The following is a 17,735-nucleotide window of genomic DNA, read 5'->3' as shown; positions in this document are numbered from 1 at the left end:
GGCCGACGCACCGCGTCGGCCCACGGCGAGGAGGTTCGCTGCCAGGGCGTTCGCGGTGTGGCCCTACCTTGAGGTTCTTTGCTTGAGCACGCTAACCTGCGGAGATGACTGCCGAAGATCCGCTGGCCGCCCAGGAAGAGCGCTTCTGGCGGGCGCTGATGCGCGTCATCGTCGCGCTGCCCCGCTCGCTGGACGACGATCTGCTGCGGTCGACCGGCCTGACGCTCACCGAGTACGTCGTACTGATGAACCTCTCCGAGGCCGAGAACCAGTCGCTCCGCATGACGGATCTCGCCTCGGCGACCGCGCTGTCGGCGAGCCGTATCACCCGTGTCGTGGACGCGCTGCAGAGCCGCGGTCAGGTCGTCAAGCGGCGCTTCGAGGGGGATGCGCGGGGGAATGTCGCGACGATCACCCCGGAGGGGATGAAGCGGCTGGAGGCCGCCTATCCGGTCCATCTGGCGAGCGCCCGCAAGCGGGTCATGGACCACATCGACGGCCGCTCGCTGCCGGCCATGGTGCGGCAGTTCGAGGCGCTGGTCGAGAAGCTCGACTGAGTCCCGACGCCACCGACCTGTGCTGGGAAGGTCCCGGACGCGCTCGTCGTGTCCGGGACCTTCCGCGTGTCCGGGTGCCGATCCGCGCTCTAATATACAGTTGTAAAATAGAGCCCCGGGGACCGCTGAGACGGCCGACCGCACGGACCCGCGCACGTCACTCGAACCAGGAGACCCCCTCATGCCCGCATCTCAGACACCGCCCGCGTTCGGGGCGAGCACCACCGCCGCCGAGGTGATCGACGGCGTCGACCTGCACGGCCGCCGGGCCGTGGTGACCGGCGCCAGTTCCGGCATCGGGGTGGAGACGGCCCGGGCGCTCGCCGCGGCCGGCGCCGATGTCACCCTGGCCGTGCGCAACACCGGCGCGGGCGCCGACGTGGTCGCGCGCCTGGAGAAGGAACTGCCGCCCACGGCAGGGCAGTTGACGGTCGGCCGGCTCGACCTGGCCGACCGGTCGACGGTCGCGGAGTTCGTGGCGGCCTGGCAGGGCCCGCTGCACATCCTGGTCAACAACGCAGGGCTGATGGCCCCGCCGGAACTCGTCCGCACCCCCGACGGCAGGGAACCGCAGTTCGCCGTCAACCACCTCGGTCACTACGCGCTCGCCACCGGCCTGCACCCGGCCCTCGCGGCGGCGAACGGCGCACGGGTGGTCGCGGTGAGCTCCATCGGCCACCTCTTCTCGCCGGTCGTCTTCGACGACCTTGACTACCGCTACCGCCCCTACGACCCCTGGACCTCCTACGGGCAGTCGAAGACCGCCAACGTCCTGTTCGCCGTCGGCGCCGCCGAGCGCTGGGCCGACGACGGCATCACCGCCAACGCGCTGATGCCGGGCAACATCGCGGACACCTCGTTGGCCCGGCACATGGACATGGAGCAGGTCGGCGCCTTCCTCGCCTCGGGCGAACTCGCGCTGCCGCCGCAGAAGACGGTCGAGCAGGGCGCGGCGACCTCGGTGCTGCTGGCCGCCTCGCCGACGGTGGAGGGCGTCACCGGCCGCTACTTCGAGGACTGCGCGCAGTCCAGTCCGGTCGCCGGGCGGGCGGGTGCCGTCGCCGGCGTCGCGCCCTACGCCCTGGACACGGGGAACGCGGCCCGGCTGTGGGCCGTATCGCGGGATCTCGTCCGCTGACGCCCCGGCTCCCGTCATGACCTCGCGAGACGAGCAATGGGCCCGGCTGCGCCGTCAGTTGTGGAGACCGCCGCGCGCCCACGGCGAACAGCCGCAGCACCGGGTGGTCGGACCCCTGGAGCTCTTCTACGACCTGATCGTGGTCGTGCTGGTCGCCCAGGCCGCCCATCACCTGGCCGACCATCTCACCTGGCACGGGCTGGGCGAGTTCGCCGTGGTGTTCGCGCTGGTGTGGATCGCCTGGCTCAACGGCACGCTCCACCACGACCTGCACGGTCACGACGACGCCCGCGGCCGCAGCCTCTTCCTGCTCCAGATCCTCGTCCTGGTCCCCATGGGGGCCTTCATCCCCGAGGCCGGCGGCGAGGAAGGGGCCCACTTCGCAGTCGCCGCGGGCATCCTGTTCGCCGTGCTGGCCGTGCTCTGGCTGCTGGCCTCGCGCGGCAGCCCGGCGGAGTACCTGAGGTCCAGCCGGCTGTACGTGGCCGGGACGGCGGCCTGCGCGGTCGTCCTCTTCGCCAGCGCCTTCCTGCCGGCCGACGCCCGCGTGCTCACCTGGGGGCTGCTGGCCGTCGCCTACCTCGTCGGGTTCGTGGTGGTGACCGTCGCGGCCGTGCCGGCGGAGGCGTCGGCGCTCGCCGTCAGCGACGCGCTCACCGAGCGGTTCGGGCTGTTCATCATCATCGTGCTCGGCGAGACCGTCACGGGCGTCGTGGACGGGCTGGTCGGCGAGCCCACCAGCGCGATGAGCCTCGCGGTCGGACTGGTGGCGGTGGTGGTCGGATTCGGCGCGTGGTGGACGTACTTCGACTTCGCCGGACACCGCCCGCCCCGGCGCACCCGTGCGGTGACCGCGCAATGGATGCTCACCCATCTCCCGCTCACGGCGGCGGTGACCGCGATGGGCGCGGCGATGGTCGGCCTGGTCGAGCACGCGCACGACAGCCGGACGCCCGCGGCGACGGCCTGGGTCCTGTGCGTGGGGGTCGCCGTCGTGCTGACGGCGACGATGCTCATCTCGACCGGCCTGGAGGCCTGGCGGGACGACCGAGGGCTCTACCGGCCGCTGGCCCTCACCAGTCTCGTCGTGGCCCTCGCGGCCCTGGCCCTCGGCGCCGTACGGCCCGCGCCGCTGGTCCTGGGACTCGTGCTCGTCGCCCTCCTCGGCATCCCGTGGGGACTCGCCGTGGCGCGGCGGTTCGCCCTGGACGAGTCGGACACCGCCGTCCTGTGACGCCTCAGGGCGTGGAGGGGCGCGTCTCGGTCCAGTCGACCATCAGGCGGCGCTCGGCGAAGTACCAGTCGCCGTCCTGCTTGGTGAACTCGTCGAGGTAGCGGATCGACGCGATCATGAGCGTGCGCTGCCCCGAGTCGTCGACCGAGACATGGTGGGCCAGGCAGTAGCTCTCGCCCGTCGCCCGGCCGCCGTCCAGGGTGATCGTGCTCTGGCCGTTGAAGTGCGTGGTCGCCCGGTAGACGTTGAGGTTCTCGAAGACCGGGGCGAGGGACTCGCGGCCGTGCAGTTCCTGCGTCGGCTCCGCCGCCTTGGCGTCCATGAACACCAGGAAACGGGTGTCCTCCGTGAACAGGGCCATCTGCCCCTTGGCGTCCCGCCGGTCCGCGCAGTGCGCGTAGGCGTCCACCAGCTCACGGATGGCCAGCCGGTCGGCGGCTTCCTGGGCCGAGATCGCGGTGTGCGAGGCCATGACGGTTCCTTTCGCCACACTATTTGACATGTGTATAAAATCATCCGCCATGGCAGAGTGCAATGTGAACCCAGGGAGGGCAGAGCGCTGAACCAGCGGATCGATCCACGCATCACCCGGACCATCCAGGCCTTCGAAGAGGCCATCGTGGAACTCGCCGGGCAGCGGTCCGTCTCCCGGATCTCCGTCGCCGAGCTGGCCGACCGCGCCGGGGTCACCCGCGCCACGTTCTACAACCGCTACAGCTCCCCGCTGGACCTGCTCATCCAGGTGCTCCACGCCGACCTGGAGCGCGGCCACCGGCTGGAGGACGAGTGGCGGGCCCAAGGCGTGTACGCGGCCCGCGAGTTGTTGCGCATGGCCGTCAGCGAGGTGGCCGATCACGTCGAACGCTTCGCCGAGGTGTACCGGCACACCCTCGCCGATCCGGCGGACAGCGGGGTGTACGAGGCACTCGTGCGGCACTTCAGCGACTACGCCCTGGCGTTCATGGCCCGCGGCCCCCACCCCGGACTGCCCGAGGCCAATCGCCAGGTCATCGCGCAGTTCATGGCCCACGGCTTCGCCGGCGCCATCAGGGCCTGGCTCGACGACCCGTCGGTCACCAAGGACGACTTGGTCGACGCGTGCGTGGCCTGCGCTCCGGCCTGGTGGACGGCCGGCGCCGACGCCACGGACACGTCCGATCGTCCTTAGGAGTCGACGCCGAGTGCGGCGTTCGTCAACTGCGCGGCGGACTCGGTCAGATGCCCAGTGCTTCCGGTACGAGGCGCTCGCCCAGCAGGTGCAGCGCCGCGTGCTGATCGGCGCCGCGGACCGGTCCGATGACGTGGTCGAAGCCGATGCGGTCCAAGCGACGCAACTCCGTGAGCAGGGCCGGGATGTTCTCGCCGCGTGGGCCGGGGTCGAGGGGGAGCAGGACCGTCTTCTCGATCTCGGCGTAGTCGCGCCCGAGGTCGTCGCAGTGCCGGCGCAGCACGTCGAGCTTGTGCTGGAGGTCGGGTCCGTGGAAGAGGTTGCAGGCGTCCGCGTACCGCGCGACCAGCCGCAGGGTCTTCCGCTCGCCGGAGCCGCCGACCAGGATCGGCGGGCGCGGTCGCCGTACCGTGGCGGGGGAGTTGAGGGTGCGCTCCAGCCGGTAGTACCGGCCGTGGAAGGGCTTCTCGTCGTCGCTCCACATCTGCAGGCAGATCCGCAGGGTCTCCTCCAGCCGCTCGAACCGTTCCGCGACCGGCGGGAAGGGCAGGCCCAGTCCGCGTGCCTCGGCGACGTTGAAGCCGGCTCCGACGCCGATGCCGAGGGCGGCGCGGCCCTCGGACAGGACGTCGAGCGTGGAGATCATCTTGGCCAGCAGGCCGGGTTCGCGGTAGCCGACCGATGTCACCAGCGCGAGCAGTTCCGCGCGCTCGGTGGACGCGGCAAGGAAGCCCAGCGTGGTGTACGCCTCCAGCATCTCCTCCTCGGAGGCGCCCACGATCCCGATCTGGAAGAGGTGATCCATGACGGCGATGCGGGTGAAGCCGAACTCCTCCGCGGAGCGGGCGAGACGGCCCACGTGTTGTGCGATGCCCGACGGTCCCTCCGGCCGGCTGAAATCCGCGATGGCGACGCCGAGCTTCATGGGGGCCTTCCGTGGGGTGAGCCGCTGGACCGGTCGCCATCGAGTATGCCCGGGCCGTCATGTGCTTTGTCAAGCAAGAAAAAGCGCGTACGAAAGGCGGGAGCGGTCGGCGGCGGCGACCGCCCCGCGGATGTGTGATGTGGCCTTCTGTGCAGTCAGACGACTGATGACGTGACGTTCCTGCTCGGCGACGCTGGGCCTTCAACCGGACCGCTGACTCCGGGAGGAACCGACATGATCAATCGACACCACCCTCTGCTCACCTACTGGGAGTGGCAGCGGCACGCGCTGTGCCGTGGCCTGGACAGTGCGGTCTTCTTCTCGCCGCACGGCGAACGCGGCGTCGAGAAAGAGGCGCGGGAGGAGAAGGCCCGGGAAATCTGCCGGCGGTGCAGCGTGATCGAGGCCTGCGCGTGGACCGCGTTGAGCAGCCGTGAACCCTACGGGGTCTGGGGCGGCCTGTCCGAGGGCGAGCGTCGGTCGCTGCGGGAGGTCCCGCGCCGTGAACAGACCGACCAGTCGCAGGAGTTCCGTTGACCGGTGTTCAGTCGAATGACTCAAGCGCACAGCGCGGTGTCGGCTCTAGCGTGCTGATCGCGGGGGTCGCGAAGGGGAGTCATGGACGCACCGGGACTGGTCGGACGGCAGCGGGAGCTGGCGGTGCTGGCCGAGATCCTCGAACGCACGCCGCCGGACAGCGCCGTCCTGCTGGTGCTCGGCGCGGCCGGCATCGGCAAGTCGTCCCTGTTGCGCGAGGCGGAGACCAGGGCACGCGCCCGAGGTTTCCGGGTGCTCGGTGCGGTCGGCGTAAAGGCGGAGGCGGCGCGGTCGTTCGCGGCCCTTCACCACCTGCTCCACCCCGTCCTCGACCGGGTCCCCCTGCTGCCGCGGAGCGTGCGGGAGACCCTGGCATCCGTGTCCGGCCCGGTCGAGCAACCGCCGCCGGAGACCTTCCTGGTCGCGCTCGCGGTCCTGGATCTCCTGACGGCGGTGGCCGCCGAGGGGCCGGTGCTGGTGCTGGCCGACGACGCGCAGTGGCTGGATCCGCAGTCGCACGCGGTACTGGCCTTCGTGGCGCGTCGGCTCGCCGGCCCGGTGGTCGTCGTCGCGGCGCTGCGCTCCGGCTCCGAGGGGCCTCTACTGAGCTGTGGTTTCCCGGAGTTGACGGTCCGCGGCCTGGACGAGGGGGCGGCGGAGCGGATCCTGACCCTGCACGCGCCCGACCTTCGCCCGGAGGACCGACGGCGGATTCTCGACGAGGCCCGGGGCAATCCACTGGCCCTGCTGGAGCGGCGGCACCGATCCGGCAATCCGTGAGCGGGTGACCGTATCTGGAATCGTCCGACGGGCCCGCACCTGAGGCCGGTCGGCCGATCCATCGCGCTACGGCGCCCGTTCGCCCTTCCCGGTGCCGAACATCGCCTCCAGCGCGCCCCGAAGCGCGGCACGTGAGGTGATGCCCAGCTTGGGATACATGCGGTAGAGGTGGGAGCCGACCGTGCGGTGCGACAGGAACAGCCGCTCGCCGATCTGCTTGTTGCTCAGACCGGTGGCCGCGAGCTCGGCTATCTGCCGTTCCTGCGTGGTCAGTACGTCCGCGGAGGGGTCGGACGAGGCGACGGAGACACCGGTGGCCCGCAGCTCACCGGCGGCCCGCTGCGCCATCGTCGCCGCGCCCATCCGCCTGAACGTCTCCAGGGCCGCGCCCAGTTGCAGACGCGCACCGCTCAAGTCGTGGGTACGGCGCAGCCATTGACCGTAGGCGAACTGCACGCGCGCGTGCTCCCAGGGCCAGCGGGATGCTTCCGGAAGGGTCAGCGCCGCCTCGTACAGCGCACCGGCCTCCTCGTCGTCGGCGGCCACGGCGGCGGCTCCCTCGACGATCAGTGCGATGCGCGGCCCGATGGCCGGGAGGCCTGCCTCGCGGGCGGCGCGGACATGTGCGCGCGCCTCCTCGACGCGGCCCGTGCGGACCGCCGCCTCCACGAAGTCGAGGACCACCCACCTGCCCGGGACACCGGACCCGGGAGCACCGGGCGGGTCGATACGTGCCGCCTGGACGAAGGCCTCCTCGAAGTCGCCCTCTCCGAGGGCCGCGAGGTTCCGCGCCGACCGGGCGTACCCCTCCGTCACCCCCATGCCACGCGGGACGGCCCAGTTGGTGGTCTCCGCACTGCGGACACGCGCCAGGTCCATCTCGCCGCGCATGGCCGCGGACAAGGCCAGCAGGGCTCGGACCTGGTGCTCCCAGAAGTGGTAGCCGTACGCCGATGCCAGTTCCAGCGCCTCCTGTTCGAGCCGCTGCGCCTCGTCCCACTCGCCGTGGATGTAGGAGTCGTGGCAGAGCAGGATCAGGGCCGGGATCACCATGGCGATCGCGCCGCCGTCGCGTTCCCGTTCGACCATGCGGGTCAGCAGGTGGCGGTACTCGGCCAGGGTGTCCATGGCGACGGCCGCGAACGCCAGTGGGACGAGCTGCCAGGGCGCCGCGTCGGTGGGCAGAGCGGCGAACGCTTCGGCGAGGCCCTCGCGGATCTCGCCGGACTTGCGGCCGGGGTCGACGTACGCGTCGTGGCACAGTCGGAACACGGTGACCGTCTCCGCCGGGAACCGGGACATCGTGGCGTCGAGCAGTGCCCACGGCTCGGGGCCGACGGCGTAGAGGCTCACCAGCAGCAGGGCGTACAGGATGCCGAGGTGGTTCCAGTCGTCGTGCCGGCCGCCGCAGCTGGAGTGGTCGAGCGCCCGGGCGAGCAGCCGGAAGGCGGCGTCGACATTGCCCTCGTCGTTGGTGAGGAGGTGGGCCGTGACGGCGAGGACCAGCCCGGTCGGCGAGTCCGGCGTCCGGCCCGCTTCCGCCAACAACCGGTCCACCTGGTCGAGTTGGCCGGTCATGGTGGCGAGGAAGGCGGCCTCGACCAGGCGGCGGGACCGGTCGACCGGATGTGGGGTGAGTTCACCGGCACGCATGAGCGCCGTCACCGCGGCGGACGTGGCGCCGCGTCCGCGGTCCGAGACGACCCTCTCGTTCAAGGCTTGTTTGCCGTCGGCGGGTCGGGTGCCGCGCCGCCAGACGGCCAGCGCCGCCTCGTCCAACGCTCGCGCCACCGACTCGTCGGGCCCGGTCGCGGCCTCCGCGAGATGCCAGGCGCGGCGCTCGGGGGCAGCGGACAGGGCGGCGGCCAACGCCTCGTGCGCGGCCCGGAGTTCGGGCGGCGGGGTCATCTGCACGGTGGCCGAGGCGATCAGCGGGTGGCGGAACACCACGGCACCGGTGAGCGCGTGGGCGTGGATCAGGCCGGCCCGCTCGGCCGGCACGAGGTCCTCGGCCTCGGCAGAGCCCCGCGCCGCGGTCCGGAGCAGGGGCAGTCCCGCCTCGGGGGCGAGCGCCGCCAGCAGCAGGAGTTCGCGGGTCGGCGCGGGCAGCTCCGTGATCGGCACGACGAAAGCGGTCTCCAGCCGCCTCGACAGGGGCAGCCGCGCGGGCAACGGATCCTGGCCGGACCGCTGCCGGTCGGTCAGCGCGAGCGGCAGCTCCAGCAGAGCGAGCGGGTTGCCCTCGGCCTCGGCCAGCAGCCGTCGGCGCACCCCGGGCGCCAGCCCCGGCGCGTGTGCGTCCAGCACCTCGGCCGCCGACCTCCCGTCCAGCGGCTCGACCGGATGCTCGGGCAGTCGGACCTGGTGGAACAGCGCCTCGGTGCCGGTCCGGGCGGCGGCGAGGAAGACGACCATAGTGTCGGCGATCCGGCGTACGACGAATCCCAGGACGGCCGCGCTGGCCGGGTCGAACCAGGCCACGTCGTCGGCGATCATCAGCAACTCGCGCTCGACGGTGATCCGTTCCAGCAGGGCGAGCACGGCCGTCGACACCACCGGCGCGGGAAGCGGCGGTTGAGCGAGGCCGAGGACCTGGTGGAGCGCGTCCCGATGGTGAGCGGCGAGCGCGTCGATGTCACGGCGCAGCGGATAGAGCAACTGGTGCAACGCCGAGAAGGCCGTCCCGGCCTCGAACTCCGCACCGGAGGCGCGCAGGACGCGCCTGCCGAGGCCCGCGGCCCGTGCCGCCGCCGCGTCCAGGAGCGCGGTCTTCCCCACCCCGGGCCCGCCGCGCAGCACGAGGCCGGAGCCTGCCCCGCCGTGTCCGGCGAGCAGAGTGTCGACCAGTTCCAACTCGGCCGTACGTCCCAGGAGGCGGACTCCGCCTGACCGTGATCGCGTCGGTGCTGCGGCCCGACGATGCCTGTCGGAGGTGCTCACGGTCGGATTATAGGCGCCTTACATGCTTGACGACGCAAATATCTCCCCAAGGCGGGCGGCACGCCGGGTGACCTGCGTACTGGATAAAATCGGCGGATGACCAGTGACCCGAAGCCCGAGGCCGAGGCCGCCGCCGAGCTGATGAAGGCGATGACCCGGCTGCGCGCCCGGCTGCGCACCGAGTCGGCGCCGGACGACATGCAGTGGACCTGGTCGCAACTGACCACGCTGGCCCGCATCGTGGAGGACGGCTCGGTCACGGCCAGCGAGCTGGCGCTGGCCGAGCATGTGCGCCGGCAGTCGATGGCCGAGACGCTCGCGACCCTGCGCGCCGGCGGTCTGATCACCACGACCAAGGACCCCGCCGACGGCCGCAAGACGCTCATCGAGGCGACCCCCGAAGGGCGCGCGCTGAGCGAGACGATCCCGGCCGCCCGGGTGAGCTGGCTCGGCGCCGCGATCGAGGCGCACCTGCGGACGGACGAGCGCGAGACCCTGCTGAAGGCCGCGGCCATCATGAACCGCATTGCTGACAGCGGGAGTTGACGGTCGGGACCGCGCGCCGACAGGTGCGGGTCATGGCCGGGTGGCGGCAAGGGGTGGTGGGGTCCGGGCGGTCGGAAGGGGTACTTGAGTCCGGGCGGTCGCAAGGGGTGCTTGAGTCCGGGCGGTCGAGGGCGCCCGCCCGGACCGCGGCCTCACACCGTCTTCGTCAGCGCCCCGAGTTCGTCGGTGTCGATGACGTACGCCTGGTTCGGGAAGACCTTCTCGGCCAGGACGCGGTGGACCTCGGGGTCGGGGTCGCCGGTCGCGTCCTTGAGGACGTAGAGCTGGAAGTCGTCGTCCGCGGCCTGCCGGAGGGTCGTCAACACCACTCCGCCGGTGGACAGTCCGGCCAGGACGAGCGTGTCGATGCCCCGCTCGCGCAGGGTGGCGCGCAGGTCGGGGGTGCCGGCGAAGGCGCTGATACGTATCTTGCGCACCGCGATGTCCTGCTCGCGCACCTCGAACGAGTCGTGTAGCGCGGCCTCCGGGCTGCCGTCGGCCAGGAATCCGTTCTGCGCGACCAGGGTGAAGGACTTGTTGCGGGCCGGGACGAGGGCGAAGTCCTCGTCGGTGAAGGCGACTCGGACATGGGCGACCTGGACGTCGTTCGAGCGGGCCCAGGACAGGGCCGCGTGGGCGCGGGTGAGGGCCTGGTCCGAGTCGGGGACCGCGGCCAGGACGGCCGGCTGGAAGTCCATGAGGAGCAGGGCGGTGCGGGTGGGGTCGAGGTGTGGGGCGACGGTGGTCATTGCCTGAACTGTCCGATCTTTTCGGGGGGTTGGGGGAGGGGTGTCAGTGCGCGGACTGACGGTCGGTGTTCTTCAGGTGGCGGTCGAGGACCGTCATGACGAGGACGACGAAGGCGATGCCGACCAGCGCCCAGGAGATGTGCTGGAGGCCGGTGTCGTCGACGTGGGTGCGGAAGGCGGTGCCGGTGATGGCCGCCGAGGCGATCGAGCCGATGTAGCCGAAGGTGCGCAGCAGTCCCGACGCGGTGCCCACGCTCTTGGCGGGCGCTTCCTTGTAGAGGACCGCCTGGTTGGCCACGGTGCTGGCCCCGGAGGTGAGCCCGAACACCGCCGTGATCGCGATCACCGCGATCACCGGCGAGCCGCTGTCCAGGAACAGGGTGGCGACGGCTCCCACGAGCAGGAGCAGCGCCGACGCGATCAGCGGAGCGCGGACGCGGGTGCGCCGGGATGCGACACGGGCGGAGACCGCCGACAGGGCGCCCATGGGGATGAGGATCAGCCCCGCCTGGTAGGCGGAGAGCCCGCGGGCGGCTTCGAGCCACTGGGTGAGCCCGTAGAGGATCACGTAAGTGCCCAGGAGCGTAAGGCCGTTGCGCAGATAGGTGCGGGTGAGCGCGAGGTTCGAGGCGAGCAGCCGGACGTCCAGGAAGGGGTTGGCGGCGCGCAGTTCCCAGGCCACGAGGGCGGCGGCGATCACGACGGAGACGCCCAGGGCGGACCAGTCCGGGTCCGGCAGCGAGGACAGGAACACCAGCAGCGCGGTGAGCGCCCCGCCGAAGGCCACGATGCCGAGCAGGTCGATACGGGAGACCAGGGCGCGCGGTGAACGGCCGCGCACGCGGTCGGGGTCCTTGGGGATCCAGACCGCCGCCATGGCGAAGGCCGCGGCCGCCACGGGGACGTTGATCCAGAAGGCCGTCTGCCAGCCCAGCGAGCCGACGAGCAGGCCGCCGATCGCCGGGCCGATGGCGAGGGTGGCGGCACCGGCGATCGCCAGGCCGCCCAGGACACTGCCCGGTGGTTCGTGCAGGCTGGTCGCCTGGGCCCGGCGGCGGATCAGCAGCATCGCGGACGGATATCCGGCGGAGGTGCCGGCGCCGATGAGGACGCGAGCCGTGACCAGCGTCGACATGTCACGGGCGGCCGCGCCGAGTACGCCTCCCGCCAGGACGAGGAAGATGCCGACGAAGAAGACCCGCCGGGGCCCGAACTCCTCGGCGAGCCGCCCGGCCGCGGGCTGCGCTATCGCGCTCGTCAGATAGAGGCTGGAGATCAGGATCGCCGTACCGCCGACGGACGTGTGCATCGCGGCCGCGATGGCCACCAGGGCTGGCGCGATCACCGAGCTGTTGATCGGGTTGAGCATGGCGCCCATGTAGAGCGGGGTCACGAACGTCGGCCCGAAGGCCCGGTCCGGCGGAGCGCTGTCCTGCCGTATGGAGGTTGCCTTTTCGGTGACTCCCAAGGCGCTGCTCCTCCCTTCCCGCTCGCGCTGTCCGGTGGCAGCCGCGGGAGCGGTCGACAGAATTACGCAGGCTGCCTGACAAACAATAGCAGGCAGCCTGCCTATCTCGTCGGCGATGACAGAGTCGGCCGTTGCGGAGCCGTCCGTGACAAAGGGGGGGCGGGATCCCGGCGATGCCTGCGCGCGGGGCCCTGTACTGCCTACGGCGTGTTCAGCGCCTCCAGCTCGCTCGCGAACAGCAGCTCCGGGTCGAACCCCATCCCGTTGAAATGGCCGGCGAGTTCGAGTGAGAGGAGACCGTGCAGCCGGGTCCAGACGGTCAGTGCCCGGTGCAGCACCTCCGGTGGGGCGGAGTGGCCGCGGGCCCAGTGCCCGTGTTCCCGCAGGTGCTCGGTGAACGCCGCCCCCGGGCCCTCGGACGGTGGCGATACGGGGATCTCGACGCAGGCGTCGAGCAGGACCGTCATGATCTCCGCGCTGATCGCGGTGGTGGCGTCGGGCGCGTGGTAGCCCGGGATGGGTGTGCCGTAGAGAAGGAAGTACCGGTGCGGGTCCGCCAGGGCCCAGCGGCGCATGGCGTGGGCCAGTCCGGGCAGGTCGGCGCCGGTGTCGGCGGCCGTGTGCAGGGTGTCGGCGAGGCTGCGGTACGCGTCCTTGATGAGCTCGGTGATCAGCTCGTCGCGGTTGGCGAAGTACCGGTAGAGCGCCGGCCCGCTCATCCCCATCCGCTTGGCGATCGCGTTGAGCGAGAGCCCGGAGGCGCCCGCCGTGGCGATCTGCTCCCACGCGTGCTCCTTGACCTCCGCCCGGATCTGGGCGCGATAGCGCTCGCGCGGGGTCTCCGTCCTCGTGCTCGCCACGGCCGCCTCCGTCCACGCCCCTGAGGGCACCCTGAGCGATTTAGTTAGAGGTTATCACGTTGGCTATTGACTCTCCCTTGCGATCGTTATAGCTTCTAACTCAAGCGACAAGCGCTAGCGATACACGGAGGTCATCATGAACAACGAAGGACGCGAAGGTCTCGTCGAGGTCGTCCTGCCGGGCAAGGTGGAGCCCGAGGGGTTGGAGATCCGCTCCGGCGGCACCGTCCCGGCCCCGGGACCCGGACAGGTCGTGATCCGCATGCAGGCGACCGGCGTCTCCTTCGCCGAGCAGCAGATGCGCCGCGGCCGGTACTACGACCAGCCCGCGTTCCCCTTCGTCCCGGGCTACGACCTGGTCGGCACGGTGGTGGCGGCCGGCGAGGGCGTCGGACCCGAGCTGATCGGCACCCGGGTGGCCGCCCTCCTCAAGGTCGGCGGCTGGGCCAGCCACGTGGTCGTCGACGCGGCCGACACCGTGGAGGTCACCGACGGGATCGGCGCGGCGGAGGCCGAGACCATGGTCCTCAACGGCATCACCGCCTGGCAGATGCTCCACCGCAAGGCACGCGTGCGTGCGGGACAGACCGTCGTCGTACTCGGTGCCAACGGCGGCGTCGGCTCCGTCCTGATCCAACTCGCCCGCGCCGCCGGCCTGAAGGTGATCGGCACCGCCTCCGTACGTCACCACGACGCCCTGCGCGAGCAGGGAGTGGTCCCCGTCGACTACCGCTCCGGTGACGTGGCCGCGCACATCCGCGCACTCGCCCCCGGCGGGGTGGACGCGATCTTCGACCACATCGGCGGCCACGGCATCGTCGACTCCTGGCGCCTGCTCGCCCCCGGCGGCACGCTCGTCTCCTACGGCAGCGCCGCGACCAGGGACGACCAGGGTTCCAAGCAGTGGCCCGTGTTCAAGCTGCTCGGCCGCGTGTGGCTGTGGAACGCCCTGCCCAACGGCCGCCACGCCTACTTCTACAACGTCTGGGCGGGCCGGGCGCTGGGCAAGAACGCGTTCCGGAACCGGCTGCGCGCCGACCTCACCCAGGTCTTCGCGGCCCTGGAGCGCGGCGAGGTCACCGCCCGCATCGCCGCCGAACTCCCGCTCGCCCGCACCGCCGAGGCCATGCGGCTCGCCGAGTCCGGGACCGTCGCCGGCAAGATCGTACTGACCCCGTGATGCCGTCGGTCCCGGTCGCTCCTCTCCCGCACGGGTGCGTGTCCGATGTCTTGCCAGCGCTCGTGGACGCGCTGGATGATCAGGAGCGCTGCCGCAGGAGAGGTCCGCGACCGGACCCCGGGCGCTGTGCCCGCAGCGCATCGACGTCGGCGAGTCGCAGGTGGGGCAGGAATCGGGTGACCAGTCAGGGCAAGACACACCTGGACGCCCAGTACGGCCTGCTGACGAGCATCGCCACCGAGGCGGGCGTCTCGCTCAGCACCGTCTCGAAGGTCGTCCACCGGCGCCGTGACGTCGGAGCGGCGACGCGGGCCCGGGTGGAGGAGCTGCTCGCGCGGTCCGGGTACGTACGCCCCTGGGAACGGGAGGCCGACGGGCCGCGGCAGATCATCGCCGTGTTCCGGGACCTCTCCGGCCCGTACACCCTGGAGGTCGTCCGCGGCATCGTGGACGCGGCCGGCGAACTCGGCATCGACGTGGTGACCGGGACGACCAGCCGGCGCTCCATCTCCCAATGGCTGGAGGAGTGCGTGGCGTTGGGCGCGGCCGGGCTCATCATCGTCATCTCGATGCTCGCCGACGAGGACCAGCGCCGGATCGTCGACCAGCAGCTCCCGGTCGTGCTGATCGACCCCCTCAGCGCGCCGTCCGGCGACATCCCGAGCATCGGCGTGACGAACTGGAGCGGCGCCCGTGAGGCCGTCCAGCATCTGCTGGAGCTCGGCCACACGCGCATCGGCATGGTCGCGGGCCGCTCGCACTCCCTGGCCGGCGCGGCCCGGGTGCACGGCTACCGGGCCGCCCTGGAGGAGGCGGGCATCGCCTACGACCCCGGGATCGTCCGCTCGACCGACTTCGACTACGCCGAGGCGCTCGTCGCCGGACTGCAGATCCTGCGGACCGACGATCCGCCGACGGCCGTGTTCGCGGCGAGCGACGCCCAGGCGCTCGGCGTCCTGGAGGCCGCCCGCCAGCAGGGGCTCGGCGTGCCGGCGGACCTGTCGGTCATGTCCTTCGACGACACCCTGGTCGCGGCCATGGCCTCGCCGCCGCTGAGCGCGGTACGCCAGCCCTTCGAGGAGTTGGGGCACGAGGCGACCCGGGTGCTCATGCAGTTCGCCGAGGGCCGCCCGCCCGCCTCGCCGCGCATCGAGCTGGCGACGGAACTGGTGCTGCGCACCTCGACGTCCGCTCCGCGCGCCGTCAATACCGCGTAACTCACCACCTGGCGAAACACTTTCGCAATGCTCCGGTGACATCACCGTCGGCCGTACGAATACTGGCTTCCTGCTCCGCACCCTCAATTGCCTTTCAAGGCCGCGTGGTGCGCGATTCCCCCCGAGTCGCCTCGGGCGAAAGGAATGCCGATGACCAGAGGATCGATAAGACCGTTGGCGCGCAAAGTGCTGGCTGCCGTGACCGCCGCCGGTGTCGGTGTGGCCCTCGCCATCGCCTCGGCGGGAAACGCGACCGCGTATCAGCCGAGCCCGGCGAATCTGTATACGGCGACCAACCCCGCCGCGTGCAACAAGAATCCGTGCGTCCTCTACCCGAAGTCGGCGCAATTGGCGGACGGCCGGATCGTCGCCACCTTCGAGAACAGCCAGACCGCTCCGGTCGGCCAGACGCTGCCCATCTACAAGAGCGACGACGACGGTACGACCTGGTCCAAGTTGAGCGACGTCAAGGCTCCGGCCTATCTCTCCGGCGACTCCCAGTACGCGAAGTACACGAGCAACTGGACCAACCCGTACCTCTACGTGCTCCCGCAGAACGTCGGAAGCCTCAGCGCCGGCACCCTGCTGCTCGCGAGCATCGTCTCGGGCGACGACTACTACTACCAGGAGCAGAAGGCCGCCAACTCCAGCTGGACACCGACCGGCGACGGCGACCGCAAGGACATAGCGCTGGCCCTGTATTCGAGTGTGGATGACGGGGTGAGTTGGAGCTTCCAGAACATCATCGCCGCCGGCGGCTGGCAGGGCGGCAGCGCGGGCAGCATCGGCCGCGTCTCCACCGCCAACACCCACGCCCAGGTCGACCCCATCTGGGAACCGCACCTGCTCGCCCACAACGGCCAGCTCATCGCCTACTACTCCGACGAGGACGACTACACCGGCTACAACACCACCACCGGCGCCCCGACCCTCGACCCGGCCAACGACACCGCGACCGACTCCGGCGGCCAGGTCCTCCTGCACCGCACCTGGAACGGCACGAGCTCAACCGCCTGGAGTTCCCCCGTGGTTGACGTCCCCGGCGCCACGGTGAGCATGGGCGGCGGCAAGACCGAGATCGGCGGCGGCCGTGCGGGCATGACGACCATCGCCCCGACCACCGACGGCAAGTGGCTGCTGACGTACGAGTACTGGGGCGGCGGTACGAACGTCCGCTACCGGATCTCGGACGACCCGACGAAGTTCTTCGCCGCCACCGACGCCGCGATCACCTCGCTGCCCGTGCCCTCGGGCGGGGCCACCCTGTCCACCGGCGGCAGCCCGGTCCTGCTCCCGATGCCGGACGGACGGATCGTCTACAACGCCTCGGGCAGCGGCGATGTCTGGGTGAACGAGTCCGGGCTGTCGACCGGCACCTGGAAGGAGTACAAGACGTCGATCGCCGCCGGGTACAGCCGCATGCTCCAGTACGTCGACGGCACCGGGCGCGTCCTGATCCTCCAGGCGTCCTGGAGCGGCAGCAGCGTCGGACCGGTGAAGTACGCCGAAGTGGACCTCGGCCGTTCCGACGGCGCCTACTACCGCCTGGTCAACCGGCTCACCGGTCAGGTCCTCAGCACCGCCTCCGGCAAGACCCAGGACGCCAACCTCACCGGGAACACCCCCGACCTCGTCCTGGCCGCCGACTCCGCGGCCAACACCCAGCGTTGGCACCTCACCGCCAAGGGCAGCAACGTCACCCTGCTCAACAAGTCAGGGGGTCGCTCGGTCGCCATCTGGACAGGCACCGCGACGGCCGGGCAGAAGCTCGCCCAGTGGGTCGACGACGGAGCCACCGACAAACAGTGGACCCAGGTCGCGTCGTCGACCAGCGGCTACTACAAGCTCCGCTCGGTCCTCAACACCGGCCTCTACATGACCGGTTCGACGTCCGGCGGATCGGTCACCGTGGCGGCAGCCACCACCGACGGCTCACAGGACTGGCAGTTGGTCCAGGACCCGCTCCCCACCGCCTCGACCTTCACCCTCAAGGGCGCCAACTCCGGCCGCTGCCTCGACGTCCCGAACGGCGCGACGGGCGTTCAGGTCCAGATCTACGACTGCTCGGGCAACGCCAACCAGACCATCACGCAGACCACTGCCGGCGAAATCCGCGTCAATGGCAACTGCCTTGCCGCGAACGGCGACGGCACCACCGCTGGCACCACGCTCATCCTCTGGGCCTGCAACGGGAAGTCCAGCCAGAAGTGGGCGTTCCGCGTGGACGGCACCATCGTCAACAGGTCCAATGGGCTGGTCATCGACGTCACCAACTGGGGCACGGCCAACGGCTCGAAGGTCGAGCTGTGGACCGGTCTCGGCAACGCCACCCAGCAGTGGAGCCGCGGCTAGTCGCCACACAGCAGCGGCGCCACCGTCGGACACGGTGGTACATCCTCTCGTTCGGCGCCCTGATGATCGGCATCTCGCTGGTGC

16 protein-coding genes are annotated in these 17,735 nt (G+C 71.0%); 10 read left to right on the top strand and 6 right to left on the bottom strand.

Annotated features, from left to right (window positions below; genetic code table 11):
* Window positions 1–104 precede the first annotated feature (104 nt).
* The 3 genes from ACWDR3_RS41885 (at window position 105) to ACWDR3_RS41875 (ending at window position 2,929) form a co-directional block, all read left to right on the top strand.
* Window positions 105–557, top strand: coding sequence for a MarR family winged helix-turn-helix transcriptional regulator (locus tag ACWDR3_RS41885; protein ID WP_450357854.1), 453 nt, complete (start codon window positions 105–107; stop codon window positions 555–557).
* A gap of 181 nt (window positions 558–738) precedes the next feature.
* A complete protein-coding gene (locus ACWDR3_RS41880; protein WP_450357853.1) occupies window positions 739–1,695 on the top strand; it encodes an SDR family NAD(P)-dependent oxidoreductase in 957 nt (318 codons plus the stop codon).
* Between the two features lie 16 nt (window positions 1,696–1,711).
* Window positions 1,712–2,929: a low temperature requirement protein A gene (locus ACWDR3_RS41875; protein WP_450357852.1), complete on the top strand. Its 1,218-nt coding sequence runs from the start codon at window positions 1,712–1,714 to the stop codon at window positions 2,927–2,929.
* A gap of 4 nt (window positions 2,930–2,933) precedes the next feature.
* Here ACWDR3_RS41875 and ACWDR3_RS41870 read toward each other — a convergent pair whose 3' ends face one another.
* Window positions 2,934–3,401 (bottom strand): nuclear transport factor 2 family protein, encoded by a 468-nt coding sequence (locus ACWDR3_RS41870; RefSeq protein ID WP_450357851.1) that lies wholly within the window; start codon window positions 3,399–3,401, stop codon window positions 2,934–2,936.
* Window positions 3,402–3,458: 57 nt separating this feature from the next.
* On the opposite strand from ACWDR3_RS41870, the gene ACWDR3_RS41865 reads away from it, so the two are divergent.
* Window positions 3,459–4,097, top strand: a complete 639-nt coding sequence (locus ACWDR3_RS41865; RefSeq protein ID WP_450357850.1) for a TetR/AcrR family transcriptional regulator — start codon at window positions 3,459–3,461, stop codon at window positions 4,095–4,097.
* A gap of 46 nt (window positions 4,098–4,143) precedes the next feature.
* Here the strand turns inward: ACWDR3_RS41865 and ACWDR3_RS41860 are convergent, their stop codons facing one another.
* A complete protein-coding gene (locus ACWDR3_RS41860; protein WP_450357849.1) occupies window positions 4,144–5,022 on the bottom strand; it encodes an LLM class F420-dependent oxidoreductase in 879 nt (292 codons plus the stop codon).
* Between the two features lie 234 nt (window positions 5,023–5,256).
* On the opposite strand from ACWDR3_RS41860, the gene ACWDR3_RS41855 reads away from it, so the two are divergent.
* Window positions 5,257–5,559 (top strand): WhiB family transcriptional regulator, encoded by a 303-nt coding sequence (locus ACWDR3_RS41855; RefSeq protein ID WP_450357848.1) that lies wholly within the window; start codon window positions 5,257–5,259, stop codon window positions 5,557–5,559.
* A gap of 81 nt (window positions 5,560–5,640) precedes the next feature.
* Window positions 5,641–6,339 (top strand): AAA family ATPase, encoded by a 699-nt coding sequence (locus ACWDR3_RS41850; RefSeq protein ID WP_450357847.1) that lies wholly within the window; start codon window positions 5,641–5,643, stop codon window positions 6,337–6,339.
* Between the two features lie 66 nt (window positions 6,340–6,405).
* Here the strand turns inward: ACWDR3_RS41850 and ACWDR3_RS41845 are convergent, their stop codons facing one another.
* On the bottom strand, window positions 6,406–9,279 hold the full coding sequence (locus ACWDR3_RS41845; protein WP_450357846.1) for a LuxR C-terminal-related transcriptional regulator: 2,874 nt from the start codon (window positions 9,277–9,279) through the stop codon (window positions 6,406–6,408).
* Between the two features lie 96 nt (window positions 9,280–9,375).
* Here ACWDR3_RS41845 and ACWDR3_RS41840 point away from each other — a divergent pair, with 96 nt between their 5' ends.
* Window positions 9,376–9,825 carry a MarR family winged helix-turn-helix transcriptional regulator gene (locus tag ACWDR3_RS41840; RefSeq protein ID WP_450357845.1) on the top strand — a complete coding sequence of 150 codons (450 nt, stop codon included), beginning with the start codon at window positions 9,376–9,378 and terminating at the stop codon, window positions 9,823–9,825.
* Between the two features lie 152 nt (window positions 9,826–9,977).
* On the opposite strand, the gene ACWDR3_RS41835 is transcribed toward ACWDR3_RS41840, so the two are convergent.
* The 3 genes from ACWDR3_RS41835 to ACWDR3_RS41825 form a co-directional block, all read right to left on the bottom strand.
* The gene (locus tag ACWDR3_RS41835; RefSeq protein ID WP_450357844.1) at window positions 9,978–10,574 is read right to left on the bottom strand and encodes a cysteine hydrolase family protein; all 597 of its coding nucleotides are present in this window, start codon (window positions 10,572–10,574) and stop codon (window positions 9,978–9,980) included.
* A gap of 43 nt (window positions 10,575–10,617) precedes the next feature.
* Window positions 10,618–12,042, bottom strand: coding sequence for an MFS transporter (locus tag ACWDR3_RS41830; RefSeq protein ID WP_450357843.1), 1,425 nt, complete (start codon window positions 12,040–12,042; stop codon window positions 10,618–10,620).
* A 200-nt stretch (window positions 12,043–12,242) separates the two neighbouring features.
* Window positions 12,243–12,902: a TetR/AcrR family transcriptional regulator gene (locus ACWDR3_RS41825; RefSeq protein ID WP_450357842.1), complete on the bottom strand. Its 660-nt coding sequence runs from the start codon at window positions 12,900–12,902 to the stop codon at window positions 12,243–12,245.
* Between the two features lie 136 nt (window positions 12,903–13,038).
* Here ACWDR3_RS41825 and ACWDR3_RS41820 point away from each other — a divergent pair, with 136 nt between their 5' ends.
* The 3 genes from ACWDR3_RS41820 (at window position 13,039) to ACWDR3_RS41810 (ending at window position 17,651) form a co-directional block, all read left to right on the top strand.
* Entirely contained in the window at window positions 13,039–14,082 is a 1,044-nt protein-coding gene (locus ACWDR3_RS41820) for a medium chain dehydrogenase/reductase family protein (protein ID WP_450357841.1), read from the top strand.
* A 176-nt stretch (window positions 14,083–14,258) separates the two neighbouring features.
* Window positions 14,259–15,299, top strand: a complete 1,041-nt coding sequence (locus tag ACWDR3_RS41815) for a LacI family DNA-binding transcriptional regulator (protein ID WP_450357840.1) — start codon at window positions 14,259–14,261, stop codon at window positions 15,297–15,299.
* Window positions 15,300–15,449: 150 nt separating this feature from the next.
* Entirely contained in the window at window positions 15,450–17,651 is a 2,202-nt protein-coding gene (locus ACWDR3_RS41810; protein ID WP_450357839.1) for an RICIN domain-containing protein, read from the top strand.
* Window positions 17,652–17,735 lie beyond the last annotated feature (84 nt).

Source organism: Streptomyces sp. NPDC001002, from assembly GCF_053599215.1.
The sequence above is the reverse complement of the archived record's forward strand: the minus strand, read 5'-3'. Positions and strand labels throughout refer to the sequence as shown.

Bases quoted from the DNA above. Each gene is read 5' to 3' on its own strand.
- ACWDR3_RS41885 (WP_450357854.1), top strand. From the start codon at position 105: ATGACTGCCGAAGATCCGCTGGCCGCCCAGGAAGAGCGCTTCTGGCGG.
- ACWDR3_RS41880 (WP_450357853.1), top strand. From the start codon at position 739: ATGCCCGCATCTCAGACACCGCCCGCGTTCGGGGCGAGCACCACCGCC.
- ACWDR3_RS41875 (WP_450357852.1), top strand. From the start codon at position 1,712: ATGACCTCGCGAGACGAGCAATGGGCCCGGCTGCGCCGTCAGTTGTGG.
- ACWDR3_RS41870 (WP_450357851.1), bottom strand. From the start codon at position 3,401: ATGGCCTCGCACACCGCGATCTCGGCCCAGGAAGCCGCCGACCGGCTG.
- ACWDR3_RS41860 (WP_450357849.1), bottom strand. From the start codon at position 5,022: ATGAAGCTCGGCGTCGCCATCGCGGATTTCAGCCGGCCGGAGGGACCG.
- ACWDR3_RS41855 (WP_450357848.1), top strand. From the start codon at position 5,257: ATGATCAATCGACACCACCCTCTGCTCACCTACTGGGAGTGGCAGCGG.
- ACWDR3_RS41850 (WP_450357847.1), top strand. From the start codon at position 5,641: ATGGACGCACCGGGACTGGTCGGACGGCAGCGGGAGCTGGCGGTGCTG.
- ACWDR3_RS41840 (WP_450357845.1), top strand. From the start codon at position 9,376: ATGACCAGTGACCCGAAGCCCGAGGCCGAGGCCGCCGCCGAGCTGATG.
- ACWDR3_RS41835 (WP_450357844.1), bottom strand. From the start codon at position 10,574: ATGACCACCGTCGCCCCACACCTCGACCCCACCCGCACCGCCCTGCTC.
- ACWDR3_RS41820 (WP_450357841.1), top strand. From the start codon at position 13,039: ATGAACAACGAAGGACGCGAAGGTCTCGTCGAGGTCGTCCTGCCGGGC.
- ACWDR3_RS41810 (WP_450357839.1), top strand. From the start codon at position 15,450: ATGACCAGAGGATCGATAAGACCGTTGGCGCGCAAAGTGCTGGCTGCC.